The sequence below is a fragment of the Pseudomonas sp. RIT-PI-a genome (assembly GCF_001187875.1).
GTDB lineage: Bacteria > Pseudomonadota > Gammaproteobacteria > Pseudomonadales > Pseudomonadaceae > Aquipseudomonas > Aquipseudomonas coleopterorum.
On the sequence record NZ_LGIR01000011.1, the window covers coordinates 508,161 to 528,005 of the forward strand.

Consider the following 19,845-nt stretch of genomic DNA (forward strand, 5'->3'; position numbering starts at 1 on the left):
GCCTCGTCGGCACTAAATGGAGTTGGTTAATTCGCATGAAAGCTATTGTCACTGGTATCACTGGTCAAGATGGCGCCTACCTGGCGGAACTGCTGCTGGAAAAGGGCTACACCGTTTACGGCACCTACCGCCGCACCAGCTCCGTCAACTTCTGGCGTATCGAAGAGCTGGGTATCCAGAACAACCCCAACCTGCACCTGGTTGAGTACGACCTGACCGATCTGTCCGCCAGCATCCGCTTGCTGCAGACCACCGAAGCCACCGAGGTGTACAACCTCGCCGCGCAGAGCTTCGTGGGTGTTTCCTTCGAACAGCCGCTGACCACCGCCGAAATTACCGGCCTGGGCGCTGTGAACCTGCTGGAAGCCATCCGCATCGTCAACCCGAAAGCGCGCTTCTACCAGGCTTCGACCTCCGAGATGTTCGGCAAGGTGCAGGCCATTCCTCAGATCGAGGAAACCCCGTTCTACCCGCGCAGCCCTTACGGTGTGGCCAAGCTGTACGCCCACTGGATGACCATCAACTACCGCGAGTCGTACGGCATCTTCGCCACCAGCGGCATCCTGTTCAACCACGAATCGCCACTGCGCGGTCGTGAGTTCGTGACCCGCAAGATCACCGACACCGTCGCCAAGATCAAGCTGGGCCTTCAGGACACCCTGGAACTGGGCAACATGGACGCCAAGCGCGACTGGGGTTTCGCCAAGGAATACGTCGAAGGTATGTGGCGCATGCTGCAGGCCGACGAGCCGGACACCTTCGTGCTGGCCACCAACCGTACCGAAACCGTGCGTGACTTCGTCACCATGGCATTCAAGGCCGCGGACATCGAGATCAAGTGGCAGGGCGAAGCCGAAGCCGAGCAGGGCTTGTGCGCCAAGACCGGTAAGGTCCTGGTGTCGGTCAATCCGAAGTTCTACCGTCCGACCGAAGTCGACCTGCTGATCGGCAACCCGGCCAAGGCCAAGGAAGTACTGGGCTGGGCGCCGAAAACGTCGCTGGAAGAGCTGTGCCGCATGATGGTCGAGGCCGACCTGCGCCGCAATGAGCAAGGGTTCTCGTTCTGATGGCTAATGTCGGCAAGCGTGCATTGATCACTGGTATCCAGGGTTTCACCGGTCGCTACATGGCGGCCGAGTTGACGGCCCATGGGTATGAAGTCATCGGCCTGGGCAGTCAGCCGTCAGAGGAGCCTGGTTACTACCAGGCCGACCTGAACGATGCGCCCAGGCTCGCCGCCTTGCTGGCAGAGCTGCAGCCTGACTATGTGGTCCACCTCGCCGCGCTGGCGTTCGTGGGCCATGGTGTGGCTGATGCGTTCTATCAGGTCAACCTGATCGGGACGCGCAACTTGCTCGAAGCGCTCGCCGCTTCGGGCAAGGCGCCTGAATGTGTATTGCTGGCCAGTAGCGCCAATGTGTATGGCAATGCATCCGAAGGCATGCTGGACGAAGGCACGGCGCCCGCGCCGGCCAACGATTACGCCGTCAGCAAGCTGGCCATGGAATACATGGCCAGCCTGTGGCAAACCCGCTTGCCGATTGTCATTACCCGGCCGTTCAACTACACCGGGGTGGGGCAGGCGGACAATTTCCTGTTGCCCAAGATCGTTTCGCACTTCCGCCGCAAAGCCGAAGTCATCGAGTTGGGCAACCTCGATGTATGGCGCGATTTCAGCGACGTTCGTGCGCTGGTGGCTGCCTACCGCGGGCTGTTGGAAAACAAGCCTTTGGGGCAGACCGTCAACGTCAGCTCGGGTGTCACCCATTCTCTGCGCGAAGTGATCGAGTTGTGCGAAAGCATCACTGGCCACCGCATCCGCGTGGAAGTGAACCCCGCGTTTGTGCGCGCCAACGAAGTTAAGACGCTGTGCGGAGACAATACTCGCCTGCGCTCGCTGGTCGGCGACTGGCAGACCCCGCCCTTACGCGACACCCTGCAATGGATGTTGGCTGCCCAATAAATGAAGGTTGTCCTTTCCGTCGAGCCTGTCCGCTTTCCGCTGACGGGCATCGGTCGTTACACCTATGAATTGGCGCGGCGTCTGCAGAAAAGCCCCGAGATCACTGACCTGCAGTTCTTTGCTGGTCGCAGTTTCCTGCCAGGCTTGCCTAGTGCGGCCGATGCCTCTGGCAGTGGCTACAGCCTCAAGCGTGCGGTGCAAAAGAACTTTCTCGCCATCGAGGCCTATCGCCTGCTGATGCCGCTGCTCAAGGCCCGGGCCTTGAAGGCTCATGGCGACTACTTGTATCACAGCCCCAACTACTATCTGCCGCCGTTCAAAGGGCCTCGCATCGCGACGTTTCACGATTTGTCGCCGTTCACCTGGTCCCAGTGTCATGCACCACAGCTGGCGCGCTACCTGCAGAAAGAACTACGGCTGACCTTGAAGCGGGCTGATCGCCTGATCACTGATTCCGAATTCACTCGGCGCGAATTGGCCGAGTATTTCGACTGGCCCATCGAGCGGATCGATGCCGTACCGCTGGCCAGTTCCCCGGAATTTCATCCACGCAGCGCCGCCGAAACCAGCGAAGTGCTCGCCCGTTATGGCCTGACCCATGAGGGTTACAGCCTGTTTGCCGGCACCATCGAGCCGCGCAAGAACATCGAAACGCTGCTCACGGCCTATGAAACCTTGCCGCTGGCCACGCGTCAGCGTTGGCCGCTGATTCTTGCCGGCTATCGGGGCTGGCGCAACGACGCCATTTTTGCGCGCATCGAGTCGGCGCAGCGCCAGGGCTGGGCGCGTTATCTAGGATTCGTGTCCGCCGAGGACCTGCCGATCCTGTTCGCAGGCGCACGGTTGTTCGTGTTTCCGTCGCTGTACGAAGGTTTCGGCCTGCCGGTGCTGGAGTCGATGAGCTCGGGCGTGCCGGTGGTCTGCTCAGATAACTCCTCGCTGCTGGAGGTGGCAGGTGATGCGGCCCTGATGTGCGAAGCGATGGATGTCGAGACCTTGGCGAAGCATATGGCTCAGGCACTGGAAGACGTTGAATGGCGCGCGGACGCACGTCAACGGGGCTTGGCCCACGCCAACGGCTTCTCGTGGGACCGTTGCACCGCACAAACGCTGATCGCCTATCGCAAGACGCTGGAAAACCGATGATCAAGGTGCTGCATTTTTTCAAGACCTACTTTCCCGATTCCATGGGCGGCGTCGAGCAGGTGATCTTTCAGCTGGCCGAAGGCTGTGCCGCTGGCGGTGTGCAGTCCGAGGTCTTGTACCTAAGTGATCGCGGCGCCGCACGCAACGAGCGGGTAGGGCACCACATCGCCCATCGCTCGAAACTTGATCTGCATGTGGCTTCCACCGGATTTTCCTGGTCGGCGCTGGGCGATTTCAAGGCATTGGCCAGCCAGGCGGACCTGATCCACTACCACTTCCCATGGCCGTTCATGGACCTGGTGCATTTTGCCAGCCGTACGGGCAAGCCGTCGGTGGTCAGTTACCACTCCGATATCATCAAGCAGAAGACTTTGCTCAAGCTGTACCAGCCGCTGATGAACCGCTTTCTTGGGGCCATGGACCGCATTGTCGTGTCTTCGCCTGATTACGCGGCGAGCAGCCCGGTACTGCAGCGTTTTCCCGAGAAACTGTCGGTCATTCCCTTCGGCCTCGACCCGGCGACCTATCCCCAACCCAGCGCCGAGCGCCTGACGCACTGGCGTGGTCGCTTTCCGGGCAAGTTCTTTCTGTTCGTTGGCGCGCTGCGTTACTACAAGGGTTTGAACTACCTGCTGGACGCAGCAAAAGCCACTGGGCTGCCGGTGGTGATTCTCGGCGGTGGCCACCTGGAGGCCGAACTCAAGGCTTACGCCCAGCAGTTGGACGTGAGCAACGTGCATTTTCTCGGCGGCCTGCCGGATGAAGACAAGGCGGCGCTGCTCACCTTGTGCCACGCCTTTGTCTTTCCTTCGCACCTGCGCTCCGAGTCGTTCGGTATTTCGCTGCTTGAAGGCGCGATGTACGGCAAGCCGATGATCTCGTGCGACATCGGCAGCGGCATGAGCTACATCAATCGTGCCGGTGAAACCGGGCTGGCGATTCCACCCCGCGATCCGCAGGCGCTGGCAGCGGCCATGCAGACCCTGTGGAACGACGAGGCCATGGCCAGTGCCATGGGCGCCGCCGCGGCCCGGCGTTTCCAGCAGTTATTTACCGCACAAGGAATGGCGGACAGTTATGTGCAGTTGTATCACGACGTATTGCAGCGTTAACCCACTCGACCAAGGTACTGGCTCATGATCTCGAAACCTGTTTTGGTCACTGGCGCGTCGGGTTTCGTCGGCGCCGCCGTAGCGGCGCGTCTGGTGCAGCTGGGCTGCCCCAACACGCGGGCGGCAGTTCGCCGCGCCTACACGCAACTGCCTCTGGGCGTTGAAGGGTGCGTGGTTCCGACCCTGGCCACCGACACCGATTGGACCAGCGCCCTGGCCGGCATCGACAGTGTGGTCCACGCCGCTGCGCGGGTGCATGTCATGCGCGAGTCCCAGGCCGACCCCTTGGCGGCGTTTCGCCGGGTCAACGTAGAAGGCACCTTGAACCTCGCCCGTCAGGCCGCTCAGGCCGGGGTTCGACGCTTCATGTTCATCAGCTCGATCAAGGTCAATGGCGAAGCCACCGAGCCGGGCCGGCCGTTTCGTGCCGACGACGAGCCGGCACCGCAGGACGCCTACGGGGTGTCCAAGCTGGAAGCGGAGGTGGGCCTGCGTGCGCTGGCTGAGACTACGGGCATGGAAGTGGTGATCATTCGTCCGGTGCTGGTGTACGGGCCAGGCGTACGGGCGAACTTCCAGGCGCTGATGAGCCTGGTCAACAAAGGCGTACCGTTGCCATTCGGCAGAACCAGCAATCGCCGCAGCCTGGTCGCTTTAGATAACCTTGTAGACCTGGTATGCACTTGCCTGGAGCATCCAGCGGCCGCCCATCAAACCTTCCTGGTCAGTGACGGCGAAGCGGTGTCGACCGCAGGTCTGGTGCAAGCCATGGCAACGGCGCTGGGCAAGAAGCCGCGTCTGCTCGATGTGCCGCTGCCGTGGATGAGCCGCGTGGCGAAAGCCCTGGGGCAGGGCGCAGTCACGCAGCGTCTGTTCGAGTCGCTGGAAGTGGACATCGACAAGAATCGCCAGCTGTTGGGTTGGGAACCCTCCACCCGAATGGCCGATGCATTGCTCGCCACCGCGCGGCCCTACGTGGAAGCGCGACGCCGATGAGCATGCTGCTGTGGTTGGTAATCGTTCTGGTGATGGCCTACGGGCTGACCTACGCATTGCGCCGCTATGCGCTGGCGCGCAGCCTGATGGACGTACCCAATGCGCGCAGCTCCCACACGGTGCCGACACCGCGCGGCGGCGGGGTCGCCATCGTGCTGGTGTTCCTTGCGGCCATAACGCTGCTGACCCTGAATGTAACGCTGGACAGCTGCTCCTGGCTGGCGCTGTTCGGCAGTGGTGCGTTGGTGGCGGTGGTGGGTTTTCTCGACGACCATAATCACATTGCCGCGCGTTGGCGTCTGCTTGGGCATTTCGGTGCGGGCGCGTGGGCTTTGATGTGGCTGGGCGGCATGCCCGGTGTGCTCGGTGCAGTCGATGGCCTTGCGCCGGTGTGGTGGGCGTTCGGCCTTTTGTATCTGGTGTGGATGCTCAACCTCTACAACTTCATGGACGGTATCGACGGCATCGCCAGTGTCGAGGCCATCTGCGTGTGCGCCGGGGCCTGCGTGATCTATGCCGTGGGCGGGCACCCTCAGTTGATGTGGCTGCCGGCCTTGCTCGCTGCAGCGGTGGCGGGCTTTCTGCTGTGGAACTGGCCGCCGGCGAAGATTTTCATGGGCGATGCGGGCAGCGGGTTTCTCGGGCTGGTGCTGGCCATCCTTTCGGTCCAGGCCGCGTGGGTCGAGCCGAATTATTTCTGGGCCTGGGTCATCCTGCTGGGGGTGTTCATCGTCGATGCGACATTCACCCTGCTGCGCCGCCTGCTGCGCGGCGACAAGGTGTACCAGGCCCACCGAAGCCATGCCTATCAGTACGCTTCACGGGTTTACGGCAGGCACCTGCCGATCACCGTTGCAACGGCGTTGATCACCTTGGGGTGGCTGTTACCCATCGCCCTGTATGTGACGGTTTTCGGTCTAAACTCTGTGCTGGGCACCGTCATTGCATACATCCCTTTGTTGTGGCTTGCTTTTCGTTATCATGCGGGCGAATTGGAACGCATATGAAATTGCGTCCGCGCGCTGGTGCAATCCACTGATCGCACTTATGGTTACGTAGTTGCTGCAACCGACCGTCAGGGTCAGGGGCCAATTGGGTCGAATGTCGATGGATAAGTTACGTACACGCTTGCTGGGTTTGCCACGTCGCCAGAAGCGCATGCTGCAGGTGGTCACGGACATTGTGCTGGTCTGGGTAGCGCTGTGGATGGCATTCCTGGTGCGCCTGGGCGTCGAGGACATGTACAACCCGATTCGGGCGCACGATTGGCTGTTCATGGCCGCGCCGCTGGTGGCGATACCGCTGTTCATTCGTTTCGGGATGTATCGAGCGGTGATGCGCTACTTTGGCAACGATGCATTGGTGGCCATCGTCAAGGCGGTCAGCCTCTCGTCGTTGATCCTGGCTTTGGTGGTGTATTGGTACAGCAATCACCAGACCGTGGTGCCGCGCTCGATCATCTTCAACTACTGGTGGATCAGCCTGGTCATCATCGGCGGCCTGCGCCTGGCGATGCGTCAGTACTTCATGGGCGACTGGTTCAACGCGGTGCACAACGTGCCGTTCGCCGGGCGCGACGATCGCTTGACCAAGGTGGCGGTGTACGGTGCAGGTGTGGCGGGCAATCAACTGGTCGCCGCGCTGCGCATGGGCCGGGTAATGCGTCCGGTGGCGTTCATCGATGATGACCCCAGCATTTCCGACCGGGTGATCGCCGGTCTTCAGGTGTTCAAGCCCAAGCATATCCAACGCATGATCGACATGACCGGCGCCGAAGAACTGCTGCTGGCGCTGCCGTCGACCTCGCGTTCGCGTCGGCGCCAGATTCTCAGTTTTCTCGAAGGCTTTCCCCTGCATGTGCGCAGCGTGCCCAACTTCACGGCGCTGGCCAGCGGCGAGGTCAAGGTCGACGACATTCAGGAAGTGGACATCGCGGACCTGCTGGGGCGCGATTCGGTGCCTGCCCAGGATGACCTGCTGGAGCACTGCATTGCCGGCAAGTCGGTGTTGGTGACCGGGGCAGGGGGGTCGATCGGCTCCGAGCTGTGCCGACAGATTCTGGGCCTGGAGCCGGCGCTGCTGATTCTGCTGGACCATGGCGAATTCAATCTCTACACCATCAGCGGCGAGCTGGAGCAGCGTGCGACTCGCGAAGGGCTGAACGTACAAATGCTGCCGACCCTGGGCACCGTGCGTGACCAGGCCAAGCTGCTCGAAGTGATGACCACCTGGAAGGTGGACACGGTGTACCACGCGGCCGCCTACAAGCATGTGCCGATGGTGGAACACAACATCGCCGAAGGCGTGCGCAACAACGTACTCGGCACGCTGAATTGCGCCCAGGCAGCGCTGCAGGCCGGAGTGGCCAACTTCGTATTGATCTCCACCGACAAGGCCGTGCGCCCGACCAATGTGATGGGCAGCACCAAGCGCCTGGCGGAGATGACCCTGCAGGCGCTCAGCCGCGAGGTGGCACCGGTGCTGTTCGGCGACCCGGCCAATGTGGCGCGGGTCAACAAGACGCGCTTCACCATGGTGCGTTTCGGCAACGTGCTCGGGTCCTCAGGCTCGGTAATCCCGCTGTTTCACAAGCAGATCAAGTCCGGTGGCCCGGTGACGGTGACCCACCCGAATATCACTCGCTATTTCATGACCATTCCAGAAGCCGCGCAATTGGTGATCCAGGCCGGTTCCATGGGGCGCGGGGGCGAGGTGTTCGTGCTGGATATGGGCGAGCCGGTGAAGATCATCGACCTGGCACAGAAGATGATTCACCTGTCGGGCTTGAGTATCCGTTCCGAACAGAATCCGCAGGGCGACATCGGCATCGAGTTCACCGGGTTGCGGCCGGGAGAGAAGTTGTACGAGGAGCTGCTGATCGGCAACAACGTGGTTGCCACCCGACACCCGATGATCATGAGTGCCCATGAGGATCATTTGTCGTGGGAGGGGCTCAAGGGTGAACTGGCCGCGTTGCTGCGCGCACTCGACGACACCGATTTCGACCGGGTTCGCGAGATCCTGCAGGAAGCGGTGAGCGGGTACGCGCCAGAAGGCGAGATCGTCGATTGGCTGCACCTGCAGCAGCACCGTGGTGGCAGCGATTGACCTGCCGCGCCGGCCTTTCCGATGCCGACAACCGCTCCCGCGCAGCCATCAGCGACGAGCGGTAGGTTTGGGTTATACTCGGTTTTTTAAGTTCCTAGGGCCCTCCGTCTGCACCGCGGCGCCTAGATTGATAGAGGTTATGTCCTTGGTTTCGACCCTCTTCGGCATGTGCTGCGCCTCAAGGCTCGAGCGCCGATGCGACCTAGGTTGCCACGATCTGGGTAAACCATTGCAGGCGATGGCTCCCGCATGACGCCACCTACGACATTGATCAGCGTCGTCGTGCCCACCTACAACTACGGTCGATACCTACATCGCGTCCTGGACTCGATTCTCGATCAGTGGGCGGATGATCTGGAACTGATCATCGTGGACGATGGCTCTACCGATGACACCGCCAGGATCGTGGACGGCTACTTGCCACGCTTTGCATCCATACACTATCTCTACCAACCGAACGCCGGTGCGGCAGCGGCTCGCAACCATGGCATCCGCGTGGCGAAAGGTCGTTTCATCCTGCCAGTGGATGCCGATGACGAACTGATTCCAGGTGCAATCGCGGTGCTGCGCGCGATGGTGAAAGCCACTCCTGGCACCGACGTGATCATCGGTGCCCACGTGTCAGTCCATCCGGACGGCCGCGAACGCACTCGGCTTCCCGCCCCGGTGCCCGACATGAGTGCCAAGGCCAAGATCTGTCGGTATCTGCTGCAAAAGCGTATTTCATTTGCGCCCAGCAGCATCCTGATCACCCGCGAACTCCTGATCAAGCGACCCTACGCGGAGCAACTGCGCTCTGGCGAGGACATTCCCGTGTTCGCGTATCTGTTGGTGACTGCGCAGAAGATCATGATCACGGACCAGGTGATCGCCCGCATCCACAAACACCCTGACAGCTTGCGCAACGACCGACGGGATGAAGAGTCGTTGGCCTTGGCAATGACTACGGAAGTGTTTTCAACGCTACCGGCAGAATGCCAGCCGCTGCGCCGACGTTACCAGGCGCAGCGCTACCTTTCTCTGTTTCGCGCAGCACTGCGCCAGAAGGAACGCTCCAAAGCGCTCCATTACTACCGACGAGCCCTGTACCTCAGTGGCCCGCAGGCGTTGCGCTGGGTTTACCTGCGCAAGGCCATCAATTTGTTCTTCAAGGATTAGCCTGCATGTGGTCAGCGGTTTCAGCGGCGAGACATAACTCACCGTCTTCGGTATTCAACAAGCTTTCGCCTTTGTGGTTGACCTTCATCGGCAGCCTGGTGTTGTCGCTCATAGCGATGGCAGGCACCGACATCCTGGCGCGTGATGCCGCGTTCTACATGGACATTGCTTACCAGGCGAGTCTCCACGGTTCAAGTATTGCGCTGGAGATGTTCAATTGGCCCTGGTTTGCGCTGCTGATCGCGGGCACGCATTCGGTGACCGGCCTGCCGCTGGAGTGGTGCGCCCACCTGTATTGCGCGCTGTTCATGGCCGGCACCTGTACGCTGCTGGTCGACTGTATCCGCCAGCGTGTGCCAGAGGCGACCTGGTGGGCGTGCCTTGTCGTGCTCGCCATGCCGGCGATCAACCAGTTTCGCTGGGACATCATCCGCGAGGATGGCTTTTGGTTCTTCTGTACGCTGGCGCTGTGGCTCACGCTGCGCTGGGAAACCTGTGGTGGCTGGTTGCGCGCCTCGGCTATCTACCTGGCCGTCGCTGCCGCCGTGCTGTTCCGGCTCGAAGCTTTGACGCTTCTGGTTGCATTGGGTGTGTGGCAATTACCAAATCTGTTCATCAGCGGGCGGCGCCGGCAATTCCTGGAGTTTTTCTGCCTGCCGCTGGTGCTGCTCGTTCCGGTACTGGCCGTGTTGGCGGTGTATGTAGACTGGCAGTCCAGTCGTATCGAACTCATGATGGCGTTGATCAGCCCGCAATCGATATTGACCAACTTCAATACACTGGCCCATCAGTTCGGTAGTTCACTGATCAACAAATACTCTGTCGATGAAGCCGGTCGCATCGTCTTTTTCGGCCTGCTGGCGTCGCTTCTGATCAAGACAGTCAGCATGATGGGACCGTTTGCCCTGCCGTTTCTCTGGCCACGATCCTGGAGCCTTTGGCAGCTGTACTGGAAGTCTTTCCGTCCTTTTGCCTACGTGGCGGCGGCCTATCTGGTCGTCATGATGCTGTTCTTCATCCATTCGCAGTTCATGATCGGCCGCTACCTTAGCTTCCTCGATGTGCTGCTCCTGCCACTGCTCGCGGTTGCGCTGGCGCGCCTGGCCCAGGCGTATCCGAAATTGGGCAAGGCAATGCTGGTGCTGGGCGTACTGATGATGCTGGCGAACGTCATCTCCCTGGGCGGCAAGAAAACCAACTTCGTCGCCGCTGGCCAATGGGTTGCGCAGCACATCGAAGAGCAGACGCCGGTGTTCTATGAAGATGGGCGTATCTCCTACTACGCCGGGCGCGGGTATCCGCAGCCCACGCTCCCACGTGAGACTGCGATCGCTCCTGGCAGTCTCGAGCGTTACCAGTACTTCGTTTTCGAAGCCGCCGAAAGCGAGCCCTGGTTGCAGGCGTGGATGGCCGAACATCACATGAAGGTTCTGGCCAGCTTCCCCCAGCGAAAAGGCAAGACCGTGACGGTGGTTGGACGCTGATGTCACATCCACTTGGATCACTGCGCAGGCAGGTGGCGTCGATGCATTCGTGTACTGAGGTAGAGGTATGAAAGTCTTGCTGTTGGTGATGGACGAGCAGCGTGTGCTGCTTGACCGCCTGTACGACATTATTCGCCAGCATTGTGATGACTGCGTGATCATGCGGCTCACCAAGGCGCAGCAGATGAACCTGGGGCCGTTTCTTGCGTCGGTGAACCATCAGAACTTCGACCGCGTGGTGGTGTTCTCCCGCGTCAAGCGTCTAGCGCCTCAATGGCGAGTCCTGAAGTGTGTGCCCGGACTGATATTCCTGGAACATGACGCCTATCAGAACTACATGCCCAACAGCAAATACCGCCACATGTATTCCCGTCTGTATGCTCGCCTGCCTGCTTGCCGGGCTTTGGTCTCCGGTGCGGTGGTCGCGCAGCGCATGCAGGCCGAAGGTATAGACGCACTGTTCATTTCCAAGGGCTATGACGACGCCATGCTGCACAATCTGGGCGGAGCGCGTGACATTCCCCTGGGCTTTCTGGGCAGCCTGAAAAGCAAGGAATATGCGCAACGCCGCGCCATCCTCGAGTCCCTGGCCAGCAAGACGGGGATGCTGATCGCCAAGACCGCATCGGGCGAGGAGTACCTGCAGACACTCAACCGCATCAAGGTCTTCGTCAGTGCCGATATCGGTATGGGCGAGTTCATGATCAAGAACTTCGAAGCGCTGGCCTGTGGTTGCGTACTGTTGGCCTGGAGTCAGGGTGAGGAGGACCGCCTGCTGGGGTTCGAGGACATGCACAACGTGGTGTTCTACCGTTCAGAGGCCGAGGCATTGGAAAAAATTGCCTTGCTTGAGAGCGACCCGGTGCTGGCGGCGAGGATTGCTGAAAATGGCCAGGCATTCGCCCGCGACAACTACAGCTTCGCGCGGGTGGGACGGGATCTGGCAGCGGCGATCCAGGCGCCGATGCGTCGCTGGCAAGCGCCCGGGCCGCTGACGCAGTGGTGGGTGAAGATGCGTTTCGGGCTCAAGGTGCCGAGCCAGTGAACCACGGCGATATGGACCTGGCCGCCTTGCCCGGGGGGGATCAGGATATCCTCGGTGCGTTCGACGAAGGTTTGCTCGACTGCCTGCGCAGTGCCGAGCGGGTGGTGCTGGTGGCCAATAATCCTGCCATTGGCCAGGCCGACGTCGACGCCCTGGCGCTCGGCCCCCGAGATGCAGTGGTCAGTTTCAATACCTGCCTGAAGTGGCCGCTGCTCAGTAGTCTGAGCGCGAATATCTTCATCCATGGCTACAATGCGCCTGACCAGTATTTCTTCGGTCTGCCTTATGGGCCTGGAGTGCAGGCGCTGTGGCAAGCTCCCGAGGCTCGCTGCTTTACGATACTGGTGGGTGTTGCCCATCCCATGTCACCTGTCAAAGGTGTCTCGCTGTTTCGCGAACGCATTCCGTTGCCTGCGCTGTGGAATTATCCCAGTGCCCATGCCAACGGCAAACGATTCGTCGGCCCGTCGACGGGGTTCAATGCGCTGGTACTGTTCGACTGGCTGCGCCGTGACCAGGGCATGGACTTCCGTCTGCTGACCCTCGGCTACTCCAATGATGGCGGCAAGCTCTGGAGCGGGCATGCCTGGGACTACGAGCGGGCCTGGCTGGCCAACGCCGACGTTGAAACCCTGGCTCTGCAGCGCCAGCCAAGCTGGTGGCATCGCTTGTTCAAACGCCGATAAAAAGTGTACCCACACCCGTTCAGGAAAGATCACGTGTTGAAAGTGGCCGTCGCGTTCTTTGGCATCCCCAGAAATTCTGCAATATGCTTCCCGTCGATCCAGAAGCAGGTGCTTGCACAGATCCCACAAGGGGCGAACGTGCAGTGCTTTTATCATCTGTACCAGACCGACACCGTTTCGAACCGACGCTCGGGAGAGGATGGTGCCCTGATCGCTGCCAATTATGATCCGTTCCTGACCATGACCGGAGCGCTCGAACGAGACACCGGTGTGCTGGAGCGGTGGGAGTTCGAACGGATCAAGGCACTGGGCGATACCTGGGGGGATGAGCACGCCTCGGTCCGCAACCTGCTGCTGCAACTGCACTCCTTGCATAGCGTTACTGCAAGGGTGGAAGCGTTCGATCCGGACTTCGTCATCTTTGTTCGGCCTGACCTCAAGTATCACGATCCTCTGCCCAGCTATGTATTCGATCAGCCTGACGCGCGCCGTTTGAATGCCTACATCCCCAACTGGCAGTGGTGGGGCGGCCTGAATGATCGATTCGCGATTTGCGGGCGTGACGTTTACCGGGCCTACGGTCGCCGAATCGAACGCATTTTCGAGTTTTCCAAGGCCACGGGTCGCAAGTTGCACTCCGAACGTCTACTCAAGTTCGCTCTTCAGCAAGCCAATGCCAAGATATGCTTGCTGGCGACCACTGCATCACGTGTCCGCATTAACGGAGACTATGCCGAGGAAGATTTCACTGGCAAGCATGGTATGGGTAAGCGCGAAAACCGTTACCTGCACCCCATTGCTTACTGGCGCACCTGGTTCGACGCCCGGCGCCGGTCATCCTAGGCTCTGTGTGAAACGCCTTGATACTTGTCTCAAGACTTTTCACACAGACCCTAGCCTGAACTTGCAACGCGGCTACCCGGTTGAGTGTAACGGCGCACATCTGCTAACACTTGCCAAGGTGGGCGGCAGCGCTCGGATCTTCAGGATGTCCCGCCCTGAGACATATTTCCTGACAGCACGCGAGTGGAATGTTTGGCTTCATTGGCTAGTGTGTGCGAGCGGCTTTGGAATGCCGCTTACCTCACGTGAATCATGGAGCGTACACAGTGCACAGAAGGTTTTTTTCCTGTTTGCTAGTTGTCATGTTGGCACATTGCGCAGTGCTGGTTCAGGCGGCGCCTGTTTCCAGGGCTGAAGCATCGACGCTTGCTGCCAGTCAGCGCTCGCTGCCAAACAGAGTCAACTTGAATACTGCCGATGCCGAGACGTTCAAGCGTGAACTCTCAGGGATAGGGCGGACAAAGGCAGAAGCCATTGTGAAACACCGCGAAGCTTACGGGCCTTTCGATTCCATAGATGAGCTGCTGGAAGTGAAAGGCATAGGCAAAGCCTTGTTTGATCGCAATCGCGAGAAGCTTGCGCTTTGAGCCTGAGCCAACCTATGGCCAGGCCCTCAACGAGAGCTGATGAGGTAGAGCTTGGACTTGTCGGGGATAACCGCCTCGACGATATCCGCCGCTCGCTCGGTTCCCCCCATCACGTGGATGGCATCGGCCAGGGTTTCAAGCTCCGGCCATTGGCTCTCCAGTAAATGACGCAGATGCTCCGCCAGTTCCCGGCTGCTGCTGTGCTTGCTGGCGTGCACGCCGGAACCGCTGTAGGCCACGCGCGCCGCAACACCTGGCTGGTCGGCTGCGATGGGCAAGGCCAATATGGGGGTTTCCGCCACGACGGCCTCGAGCACGATATCGAGGTCGCCGTGGGTCACCAGTACGTCGGCGTACTGCAACAACATCGCTTGGTCGGCGAAGTCCGTAACCCAGGTGGCACCATGCCGCAACAGTTGGTCGCTTTGGCGATGGGTGAGCCCGCCGCAATGCATCACCAGCAACTGCGCATCGAGCAGCTTGCAGGCCTGGGCGATGCGTTTGAACAGACCGAGCCGATTGCCATGCTGGCGGCCGAGGGTTGCAAAGACGAACGGCCGGGTATTGTCCAGGGTGTAGGGCAGGTGATTCATTTCATCCGAAACTCGGCGCAACGGACCGACTTCGTGGAACCAGGGCGGCAGGTTGGGCCGAGGGAAATCGAACTCCAGCACTGTCTGGCTGATCTGCGCCAGCGGCGACAGGCACTGATGCAGGCTCTCGCGGACTGGCAGGCCAAGCGCCGCGGACTGGCGCGCAATGACCTGGCGCAGAGGTTTCATCACCCAGTCGTGACGCCGTTCGGCCCGGGCATAACGCTTGAGCGCATCGTCACCACGCTCGTAGGAATAGGGAAAGACGGCCAACGGCACTGTGGCGTCTTCGCGATTTACCGGCAGGGAACAGGCGATGGAAACGAACGGCAGGCCAAGGGATTCGGCGACTAGCCCTCCGGCTGCTTCCATTTGATCGCAGAGCAGGGCATCGATGCGATCTTCGCGTAGAGCCGCCGGCAGTTCTTCGCACAGCATCTGTGTCACTTGAGCCATGTCTGCATAGTTGCGCCGCCGGCCGAGCAGGGTATCGAAATACGGCGCGAATACCTGGCTCTCGGAATGCTTCCCCGCAGGAACGCGTTTGTGGCCGACGGCGTGGAATTTTATTCGGTCGAAACGCAGAAGGCTTCGGGCGTCGGATCGATGAAAGAACGTCACGCTGTGACCGCGTTCGATCAGCTCCATGGCCAAGTGTTCGAGCGGCTGGAAATGGCTGGGTAGGGGTGGAGCGATGATGGCAAAGCGAATCATTGCCGACTCCCACAGGGTCCGGTGATCAAAATACGTCAACTCCTGTATCAACGGCAATCTGGGCGAGCCGGGCACCGATGTAGTGATCTTTCGCGGTGGGAAGATTTTAAGCTATGAGCGTGGGTCTGTGACGCTCGTTCCATGTGGACGTTGCATTTTTACGCTGGAACTGTGCTGATCGTCGGAAAATTACCTGACATACGTCTCGTAATACATAAAAAAAGCTTCTAAAACATCAGGTTGCAATAGATCTCAAAGGTGGTTTGTAAATTATCGTCAAATGCTCGACGTTTTTCATTCCGAACGGGTGATTGGGAGAGTAAGCTTGCCGGCGGGCCACCCCTCGAGGGTGATATTCATAGGAAAACGCGAGTTGCGTTGCACTCGCCGTAGTGGCTTGGCGCGACGGGTAAGGGACCGTCCCGCGCCCGTGCCTGGGAAGTGGATGATGGCTGACAAGACATTGCGCATTCTGATTGCCGACGAGCTAGGGCAGCAAGCGGTGCAGATCGAGCGAACGCTCAACAATCTGGGCTATTTCAGGGTCGTACCCGTGCGTTCTCTCGACGAATTGCTGACCATGGTGCAAAGCGCCTATGAGCCATTCGATCTGTTGATTGCCAACACCGACATGGCGGTGCGCTCAGGTGTTGATCTGCCACGGTTCTGCAAGAACACCGAGTTGGTCCGCCATGCGTTGCTGTATGAGAGCCAGAAGCAGATCGAAACGGAACTGACCGATGCCAGCGGCGAGCCGTTGCGTACCAGCGTCAGGCAGTTGCCTGATCTTGAAGCTCTGCGAACGTTCATGGCCATTGTCGAATCGCCCAAGGCCCCGTTGGAGCACCGCGTACGGGTAATCGGGGACGGTCTTCGCACGCGTAAATCCTTGAGCGCCCCTCCGCTGTAGCCGTTCGCGCCTGCCACGTCCGACGCTTTTTGCTATCCTGCGCGCCTTTGACAGGCGCGAGGATACGCGTCGTCGGTCACCTGCGGATTTGCCCATGCCTGCCGATAGCTCAGCCCAGCCACTGCTGCTTAACCGCAGCGACCACAAGACCCTCGGTCTGGCGGCCCTTGGTGGCGCGCTGGAAATCTACGATTTCATTATTTTCGTTTTCTTCGCGCTGACCCTGAGTCAGTTGTTCTTTCCCCCACAGATGCCGGAATGGCTGCGCTTGCTGCAGAGCTTCGGTATTTTCGTGACCGGTTACCTGGCCCGTCCTTTGGGCGGCATTCTCATGGCGCATTTTGCCGACCGGTTAGGGCGCAAGCGGGTGTTCAGCCTGAGCATCCTGATGATGGCGGTGCCGTGCCTGCTGATCGGGGTGATGCCGACCTATGCTCAGATCGGCTACTTTGCGCCGCTGCTGCTGCTTGCCTTGCGCATCCTGCAGGGCGCAGCCGTAGGAGGGGAGGTACCGAGTGCCTGGGTGTTCGTCGCCGAACACGTGCCGCTGCGCAGACGCGGTTATGCGCTGGGGTTTCTTCAGGCCGGATTGACCTTCGGCTACCTGTTGGGGGCGCTGACCGCCACCGTGCTGGCGAGGGTGTACACACCACAGGAGATTCTCGATTGGGCCTGGCGTCTGCCGTTCCTGCTCGGCGGCGTATTCGGCGTGGTAGGGGTCTGGCTGCGTCGCTTGCTGAGCGAAACGCCGGTATTTCTGGCCATGCGCGCGCGCAGCGAGCAAGTTAGCGAGTTTTCCCTGCGCACCGTTCTACGCGAGCATCGCGCATCGTTGATTCCGGCGGTATTGCTGACGTGCGTGCTGACCTCGGCTGTGGTCGTGCTGGTGGTGATCACGCCGACGGTGATGCAGCAGCGTTTCGGCCTCGATGCCCGGCATACCTTTGCGTTGAGCAGCCTGGGCATCGTGTTTCTGAACATCGGCTGCGTGCTGGCGGGCCTGCTGGTCGATCGCATTGGCGCCTGGCGTGCGCTGGTTCTTTACAGCGTGTTGCTGCCGCTGGGCATTACTGCGCTGTACGCCAGTCTGGTCGCCGGCGTTGGCAGTCTGGCGCTGGCTTATGCGTTGGCAGGCCTGGGGTGCGGGGTGGTGGGTGTGGTGCCGTCGCTGATGGTCGGCCTGTTTCCGGCAAAAGTTCGCGTGTCGGGTATCTCGTTCACCTACAACATCGCTTATGCACTGTGGGCGAGCACCACACCGTTGCTGCTGATAGCTCTGATGCCTTGGAGCCCCTGGGTGTGCGTAGGCTACTGCGTGGTGATGGGCGCAGTTGGCATCGGCACCGCATGGATCTTCGGCAGACGCCGCCCCTTGCAGGCGTACGCCTGACTCCAACGAACCGGCCTTCTTCAGGCCGGTTTTTTTATGGCCGATTTAAGGCAGCAGACCTGTTGAAGCAGAACTGGTGAGGCAGATCTGTGAGAAGCAAAGCTGTGGGAGCAGAACTGTGGCAACAGAACTGTAAGAAGCAGAACTGTAAGAAGCAGAACTGTGGGAGCGGGCTCTGCCCGCGAATGGAGCACCGCGTTCTGCCAGTTACACCTCAGTGAATTCTTCGCGGGCAGAGCCCGCTCCCACAGGGATCTGGCAGGTAGGGCGCGGTGAATTCTTCGCAGGCAGAGCCTGCTTCCACAGGTGTATCCCTATATATGGGATTGATAATTATATATTGAGATTTCTGTTCGAATGGATTTATAGTCGGCCATCACACACCGCCATTCACTACCAAAAACAAACAAGGTGAAGCGATGCAGCCGCAACTCGTTGCACTCGATTGGGGGACCAGTTCCCTGCGAGCCTATCTGCTCGGCCCTGAAGGCCATGTACTCGACCAGCGCTCGCTGGATCGCGGCATCATGCAGCTATCCACCATCCCCCGAACCATCTGCGGTGAATCCACCCGCGATGGTTTCGAACTGACCTTCGACGAAGCCTGTGGCGACTGGCTCGACGCCTACCCCGACGTTGCCGTGATCGCCTGCGGCATGGTCGGCAGCGCCCAGGGCTGGCGTGAAGTCCCCTATTGCGCCAGCCCTGCCCAGGCCGCCGACGTGGCCGCTGGCATGGAATGGGTACGCACCTTGCGCGGCATCCATGTGCACCTTGTGCCCGGCGTCCTGCAACGCTCGGCGCTGCCCAACGTGATGCGCGGCGAGGAAACCCAGATCTTCGGTCTGTTGCAGTCGCTGCCCCCGGCCGAGCGCGACCAGACCCTGCTGGTCGGTCTTCCCGGCAGCCACTCGAAGTGGGCGAGGGTGGTCGAGCAGCGCATCGAACATTTCGACACCTTCATGACCGGCGAGCTGTTCGCCGCTGCCAGTGCCCACACCATTCTCGGCCGCACGCAAAAGCGCAGTGCGTCGTTCGACAGCGTGGCCTTCGAGCGCGGCGTTGCTGTGGCGATGTCGGCCGAGGGCAGCATCGGCGTGCTGTCGACCATGTTCAGCGCGCGCAGCCTCGGCTTGACCGGCCAGTTGTCCAGCAGCGAGCAGGCTGACTACCTGTCCGGCCTGATGATCGGGCACGAGCTGCGGGCGTTGGCGGAAATGCTGCGCCAGCGCAGTGGCCAGACGGCGCTGCCGGCGGTGGTCCTGATCGGTAATGGGGCCTTGTGCCAGCGCTACAGCCAAGCCCTGGCCCTTTGCGGTTTTTCCAGCGTCAGCCAGGCCGAACAGGCCACCGAACGCGGTCTCTGGAGCCTGGCGCTGGCCGCCGGGCTCGTCGCTCAACAGCTCCAAGAGGTTTGACATGCTCAAGCAAGCAATGGCCCAGAACGGGCTGATCGCCATTTTGCGTGGCCTGCGCCCCGAGGAATCGGTGGCCATCGGTGAAGTGCTGTATGACGCCGGGTTTCGCATCATCGAGGTGCCGCTCAATTCCCCTCAGCCTTTCGACAGCATTCGGCTGTTGCGCAACAGCCTGCCCGCCGACTGCCTGATCGGCGCCGGAACAGTGCTGTCGGCCGAACAGGTGCAGCAGGTGAAAGCCGCAGGCGGGCAGTTGATCGTCATGCCCCACAGTGACCCTGTGGTGCTCAAGGCGGCCAAGGAGGCCGACCTGTATCTGGCGCCGGGCGTGGTGACGCCAACCGAAGCCTTCGCCGCCCTCGCTGCGGGCGCCGATGTGTTGAAACTGTTCCCGGCCGAGTCGTTGACACCTGCGGTGGTCAAGGCGTTATTGGCGGTGTTGCCCAAGGGCACGTCGCTGGTGCCGGTAGGCGGGATCAGCCCCGACAACATGCAGCCGTTTCTCGACGCGGGCGTGGCGGGCTTTGGCCTGGGCTCGGGCCTGTTCAAGCCGGGCATGACGGTGCAGCAGGTCGCGGATAACGCCAAGGCGTATGTGCAGGCGTGGCAGTCGCTGAAAGGTTGACACGCTGCGCGCCCCTGTAGGAGCGGTCATCGGCCGCGAAGAGGGCACAGCGCAGTGACTGATCCAC

18 protein-coding genes are annotated in these 19,845 nt (G+C 60.6%); 17 read left to right on the forward strand and 1 reads right to left on the reverse strand.

What is annotated here, in order from left to right; genetic code table 11:
• Positions 1-35 precede the first annotated feature (35 nt).
• The 13 genes from gmd (at position 36) to AC788_RS22185 (ending at position 14,128) form a co-directional block, all read left to right on the forward strand.
• Positions 36-1,067: a GDP-mannose 4,6-dehydratase gene (gene gmd, locus AC788_RS04595; RefSeq protein ID WP_049859423.1), complete on the forward strand. Its 1,032-nt coding sequence runs from the start codon at positions 36-38 to the stop codon at positions 1,065-1,067.
• On the forward strand, positions 1,067-1,963 hold the full coding sequence (locus AC788_RS04600; protein WP_049859424.1) for a GDP-mannose 4,6-dehydratase: 897 nt from the start codon (positions 1,067-1,069) through the stop codon (positions 1,961-1,963). Before gmd ends, AC788_RS04600 begins: the two co-directional genes overlap by 1 nt.
• The gene (locus tag AC788_RS04605; protein WP_049859425.1) at positions 1,964-3,109 is read left to right on the forward strand and encodes a glycosyltransferase family 4 protein; all 1,146 of its coding nucleotides are present in this window, start codon (positions 1,964-1,966) and stop codon (positions 3,107-3,109) included.
• On the forward strand, positions 3,106-4,221 hold the full coding sequence (locus tag AC788_RS04610) for a glycosyltransferase family 4 protein (protein WP_082223569.1): 1,116 nt from the start codon (positions 3,106-3,108) through the stop codon (positions 4,219-4,221). Before AC788_RS04605 ends, AC788_RS04610 begins: the two co-directional genes overlap by 4 nt.
• 24 nt (positions 4,222-4,245) lie before the next feature.
• On the forward strand, positions 4,246-5,217 hold the full coding sequence (locus AC788_RS04615; protein WP_049859426.1) for a UDP-glucose 4-epimerase family protein: 972 nt from the start codon (positions 4,246-4,248) through the stop codon (positions 5,215-5,217).
• Positions 5,218-5,219: 2 nt separating this feature from the next.
• Positions 5,220-6,224 (forward strand): MraY family glycosyltransferase, encoded by a 1,005-nt coding sequence (locus AC788_RS04620; RefSeq protein WP_049859813.1) that lies wholly within the window; start codon positions 5,220-5,222, stop codon positions 6,222-6,224.
• Between the two features lie 100 nt (positions 6,225-6,324).
• Positions 6,325-8,325: a polysaccharide biosynthesis protein gene (locus tag AC788_RS04625; RefSeq protein WP_049859427.1), complete on the forward strand. Its 2,001-nt coding sequence runs from the start codon at positions 6,325-6,327 to the stop codon at positions 8,323-8,325.
• A gap of 249 nt (positions 8,326-8,574) precedes the next feature.
• Entirely contained in the window at positions 8,575-9,483 is a 909-nt protein-coding gene (locus tag AC788_RS04630; RefSeq protein ID WP_049859428.1) for a glycosyltransferase family 2 protein, read from the forward strand.
• 5 nt (positions 9,484-9,488) lie between these two features.
• Positions 9,489-10,967: an ArnT family glycosyltransferase gene (locus AC788_RS04635; RefSeq protein ID WP_236690480.1), complete on the forward strand. Its 1,479-nt coding sequence runs from the start codon at positions 9,489-9,491 to the stop codon at positions 10,965-10,967.
• Positions 10,968-11,034: 67 nt separating this feature from the next.
• Positions 11,035-12,012, forward strand: coding sequence for a glycosyltransferase family protein (locus AC788_RS04640; protein ID WP_049859430.1), 978 nt, complete (start codon positions 11,035-11,037; stop codon positions 12,010-12,012).
• A gap of 11 nt (positions 12,013-12,023) precedes the next feature.
• Positions 12,024-12,698, forward strand: a complete 675-nt coding sequence (locus AC788_RS04645; protein WP_049859814.1) for a hypothetical protein — start codon at positions 12,024-12,026, stop codon at positions 12,696-12,698.
• A 33-nt stretch (positions 12,699-12,731) separates the two neighbouring features.
• Positions 12,732-13,541 (forward strand): hypothetical protein, encoded by an 810-nt coding sequence (locus AC788_RS04650; protein ID WP_049859431.1) that lies wholly within the window; start codon positions 12,732-12,734, stop codon positions 13,539-13,541.
• A 404-nt stretch (positions 13,542-13,945) separates the two neighbouring features.
• Entirely contained in the window at positions 13,946-14,128 is a 183-nt protein-coding gene (locus AC788_RS22185; protein WP_442962740.1) for a ComEA family DNA-binding protein, read from the forward strand.
• A 26-nt stretch (positions 14,129-14,154) separates the two neighbouring features.
• Here the strand turns inward: AC788_RS22185 and AC788_RS04660 are convergent, their stop codons facing one another.
• Positions 14,155-15,435 carry a glycosyltransferase gene (locus tag AC788_RS04660; protein WP_049859432.1) on the reverse strand — a complete coding sequence of 427 codons (1,281 nt, stop codon included), beginning with the start codon at positions 15,433-15,435 and terminating at the stop codon, positions 14,155-14,157.
• Positions 15,436-15,883: 448 nt separating this feature from the next.
• On the opposite strand from AC788_RS04660, the gene AC788_RS04665 reads away from it, so the two are divergent.
• The 4 genes from AC788_RS04665 (at position 15,884) to AC788_RS04680 (ending at position 19,778) form a co-directional block, all read left to right on the forward strand.
• Complete coding sequence (locus AC788_RS04665; RefSeq protein ID WP_049859433.1) at positions 15,884-16,345, forward strand: hypothetical protein; 462 nt, start codon at positions 15,884-15,886, stop codon at positions 16,343-16,345.
• 94 nt (positions 16,346-16,439) lie between these two features.
• On the forward strand, positions 16,440-17,735 hold the full coding sequence (locus tag AC788_RS04670) for an MFS transporter (RefSeq protein WP_049859434.1): 1,296 nt from the start codon (positions 16,440-16,442) through the stop codon (positions 17,733-17,735).
• Between the two features lie 419 nt (positions 17,736-18,154).
• A complete protein-coding gene (locus AC788_RS04675; protein ID WP_049859435.1) occupies positions 18,155-19,153 on the forward strand; it encodes a 2-dehydro-3-deoxygalactonokinase in 999 nt (332 codons plus the stop codon).
• A 1-nt stretch (position 19,154) separates the two neighbouring features.
• Positions 19,155-19,778, forward strand: a complete 624-nt coding sequence (locus AC788_RS04680; protein WP_049859436.1) for a 2-dehydro-3-deoxy-6-phosphogalactonate aldolase — start codon at positions 19,155-19,157, stop codon at positions 19,776-19,778.
• Positions 19,779-19,845: the final 67 nt, after the last annotated feature.

Excerpts from the sequence above, each read along its gene's own strand:
- gmd (WP_049859423.1), top strand. The coding sequence starts at position 36 with ATGAAAGCTATTGTCACTGGTATCACTGGTCAAGATGGCGCCTACCTG.
- AC788_RS04600 (WP_049859424.1), top strand. The coding sequence starts at position 1,067 with ATGGCTAATGTCGGCAAGCGTGCATTGATCACTGGTATCCAGGGTTTC.
- AC788_RS04605 (WP_049859425.1), top strand. The coding sequence starts at position 1,964 with ATGAAGGTTGTCCTTTCCGTCGAGCCTGTCCGCTTTCCGCTGACGGGC.
- AC788_RS04610 (WP_082223569.1), top strand. The coding sequence starts at position 3,106 with ATGATCAAGGTGCTGCATTTTTTCAAGACCTACTTTCCCGATTCCATG.
- AC788_RS04615 (WP_049859426.1), top strand. The coding sequence starts at position 4,246 with ATGATCTCGAAACCTGTTTTGGTCACTGGCGCGTCGGGTTTCGTCGGC.
- AC788_RS04620 (WP_049859813.1), top strand. The coding sequence starts at position 5,220 with ATGCTGCTGTGGTTGGTAATCGTTCTGGTGATGGCCTACGGGCTGACC.
- AC788_RS04625 (WP_049859427.1), top strand. The coding sequence starts at position 6,325 with ATGGATAAGTTACGTACACGCTTGCTGGGTTTGCCACGTCGCCAGAAG.
- AC788_RS04630 (WP_049859428.1), top strand. The coding sequence starts at position 8,575 with ATGACGCCACCTACGACATTGATCAGCGTCGTCGTGCCCACCTACAAC.
- AC788_RS04635 (WP_236690480.1), top strand. The coding sequence starts at position 9,489 with ATGTGGTCAGCGGTTTCAGCGGCGAGACATAACTCACCGTCTTCGGTA.
- AC788_RS04640 (WP_049859430.1), top strand. The coding sequence starts at position 11,035 with ATGAAAGTCTTGCTGTTGGTGATGGACGAGCAGCGTGTGCTGCTTGAC.
- AC788_RS04645 (WP_049859814.1), top strand. The coding sequence starts at position 12,024 with ATGGACCTGGCCGCCTTGCCCGGGGGGGATCAGGATATCCTCGGTGCG.
- AC788_RS04660 (WP_049859432.1), bottom strand. The coding sequence starts at position 15,435 with ATGATTCGCTTTGCCATCATCGCTCCACCCCTACCCAGCCATTTCCAG.
- AC788_RS04665 (WP_049859433.1), top strand. The coding sequence starts at position 15,884 with ATGGCTGACAAGACATTGCGCATTCTGATTGCCGACGAGCTAGGGCAG.
- AC788_RS04670 (WP_049859434.1), top strand. The coding sequence starts at position 16,440 with ATGCCTGCCGATAGCTCAGCCCAGCCACTGCTGCTTAACCGCAGCGAC.
- AC788_RS04675 (WP_049859435.1), top strand. The coding sequence starts at position 18,155 with ATGCAGCCGCAACTCGTTGCACTCGATTGGGGGACCAGTTCCCTGCGA.
- AC788_RS04680 (WP_049859436.1), top strand. The coding sequence starts at position 19,155 with ATGCTCAAGCAAGCAATGGCCCAGAACGGGCTGATCGCCATTTTGCGT.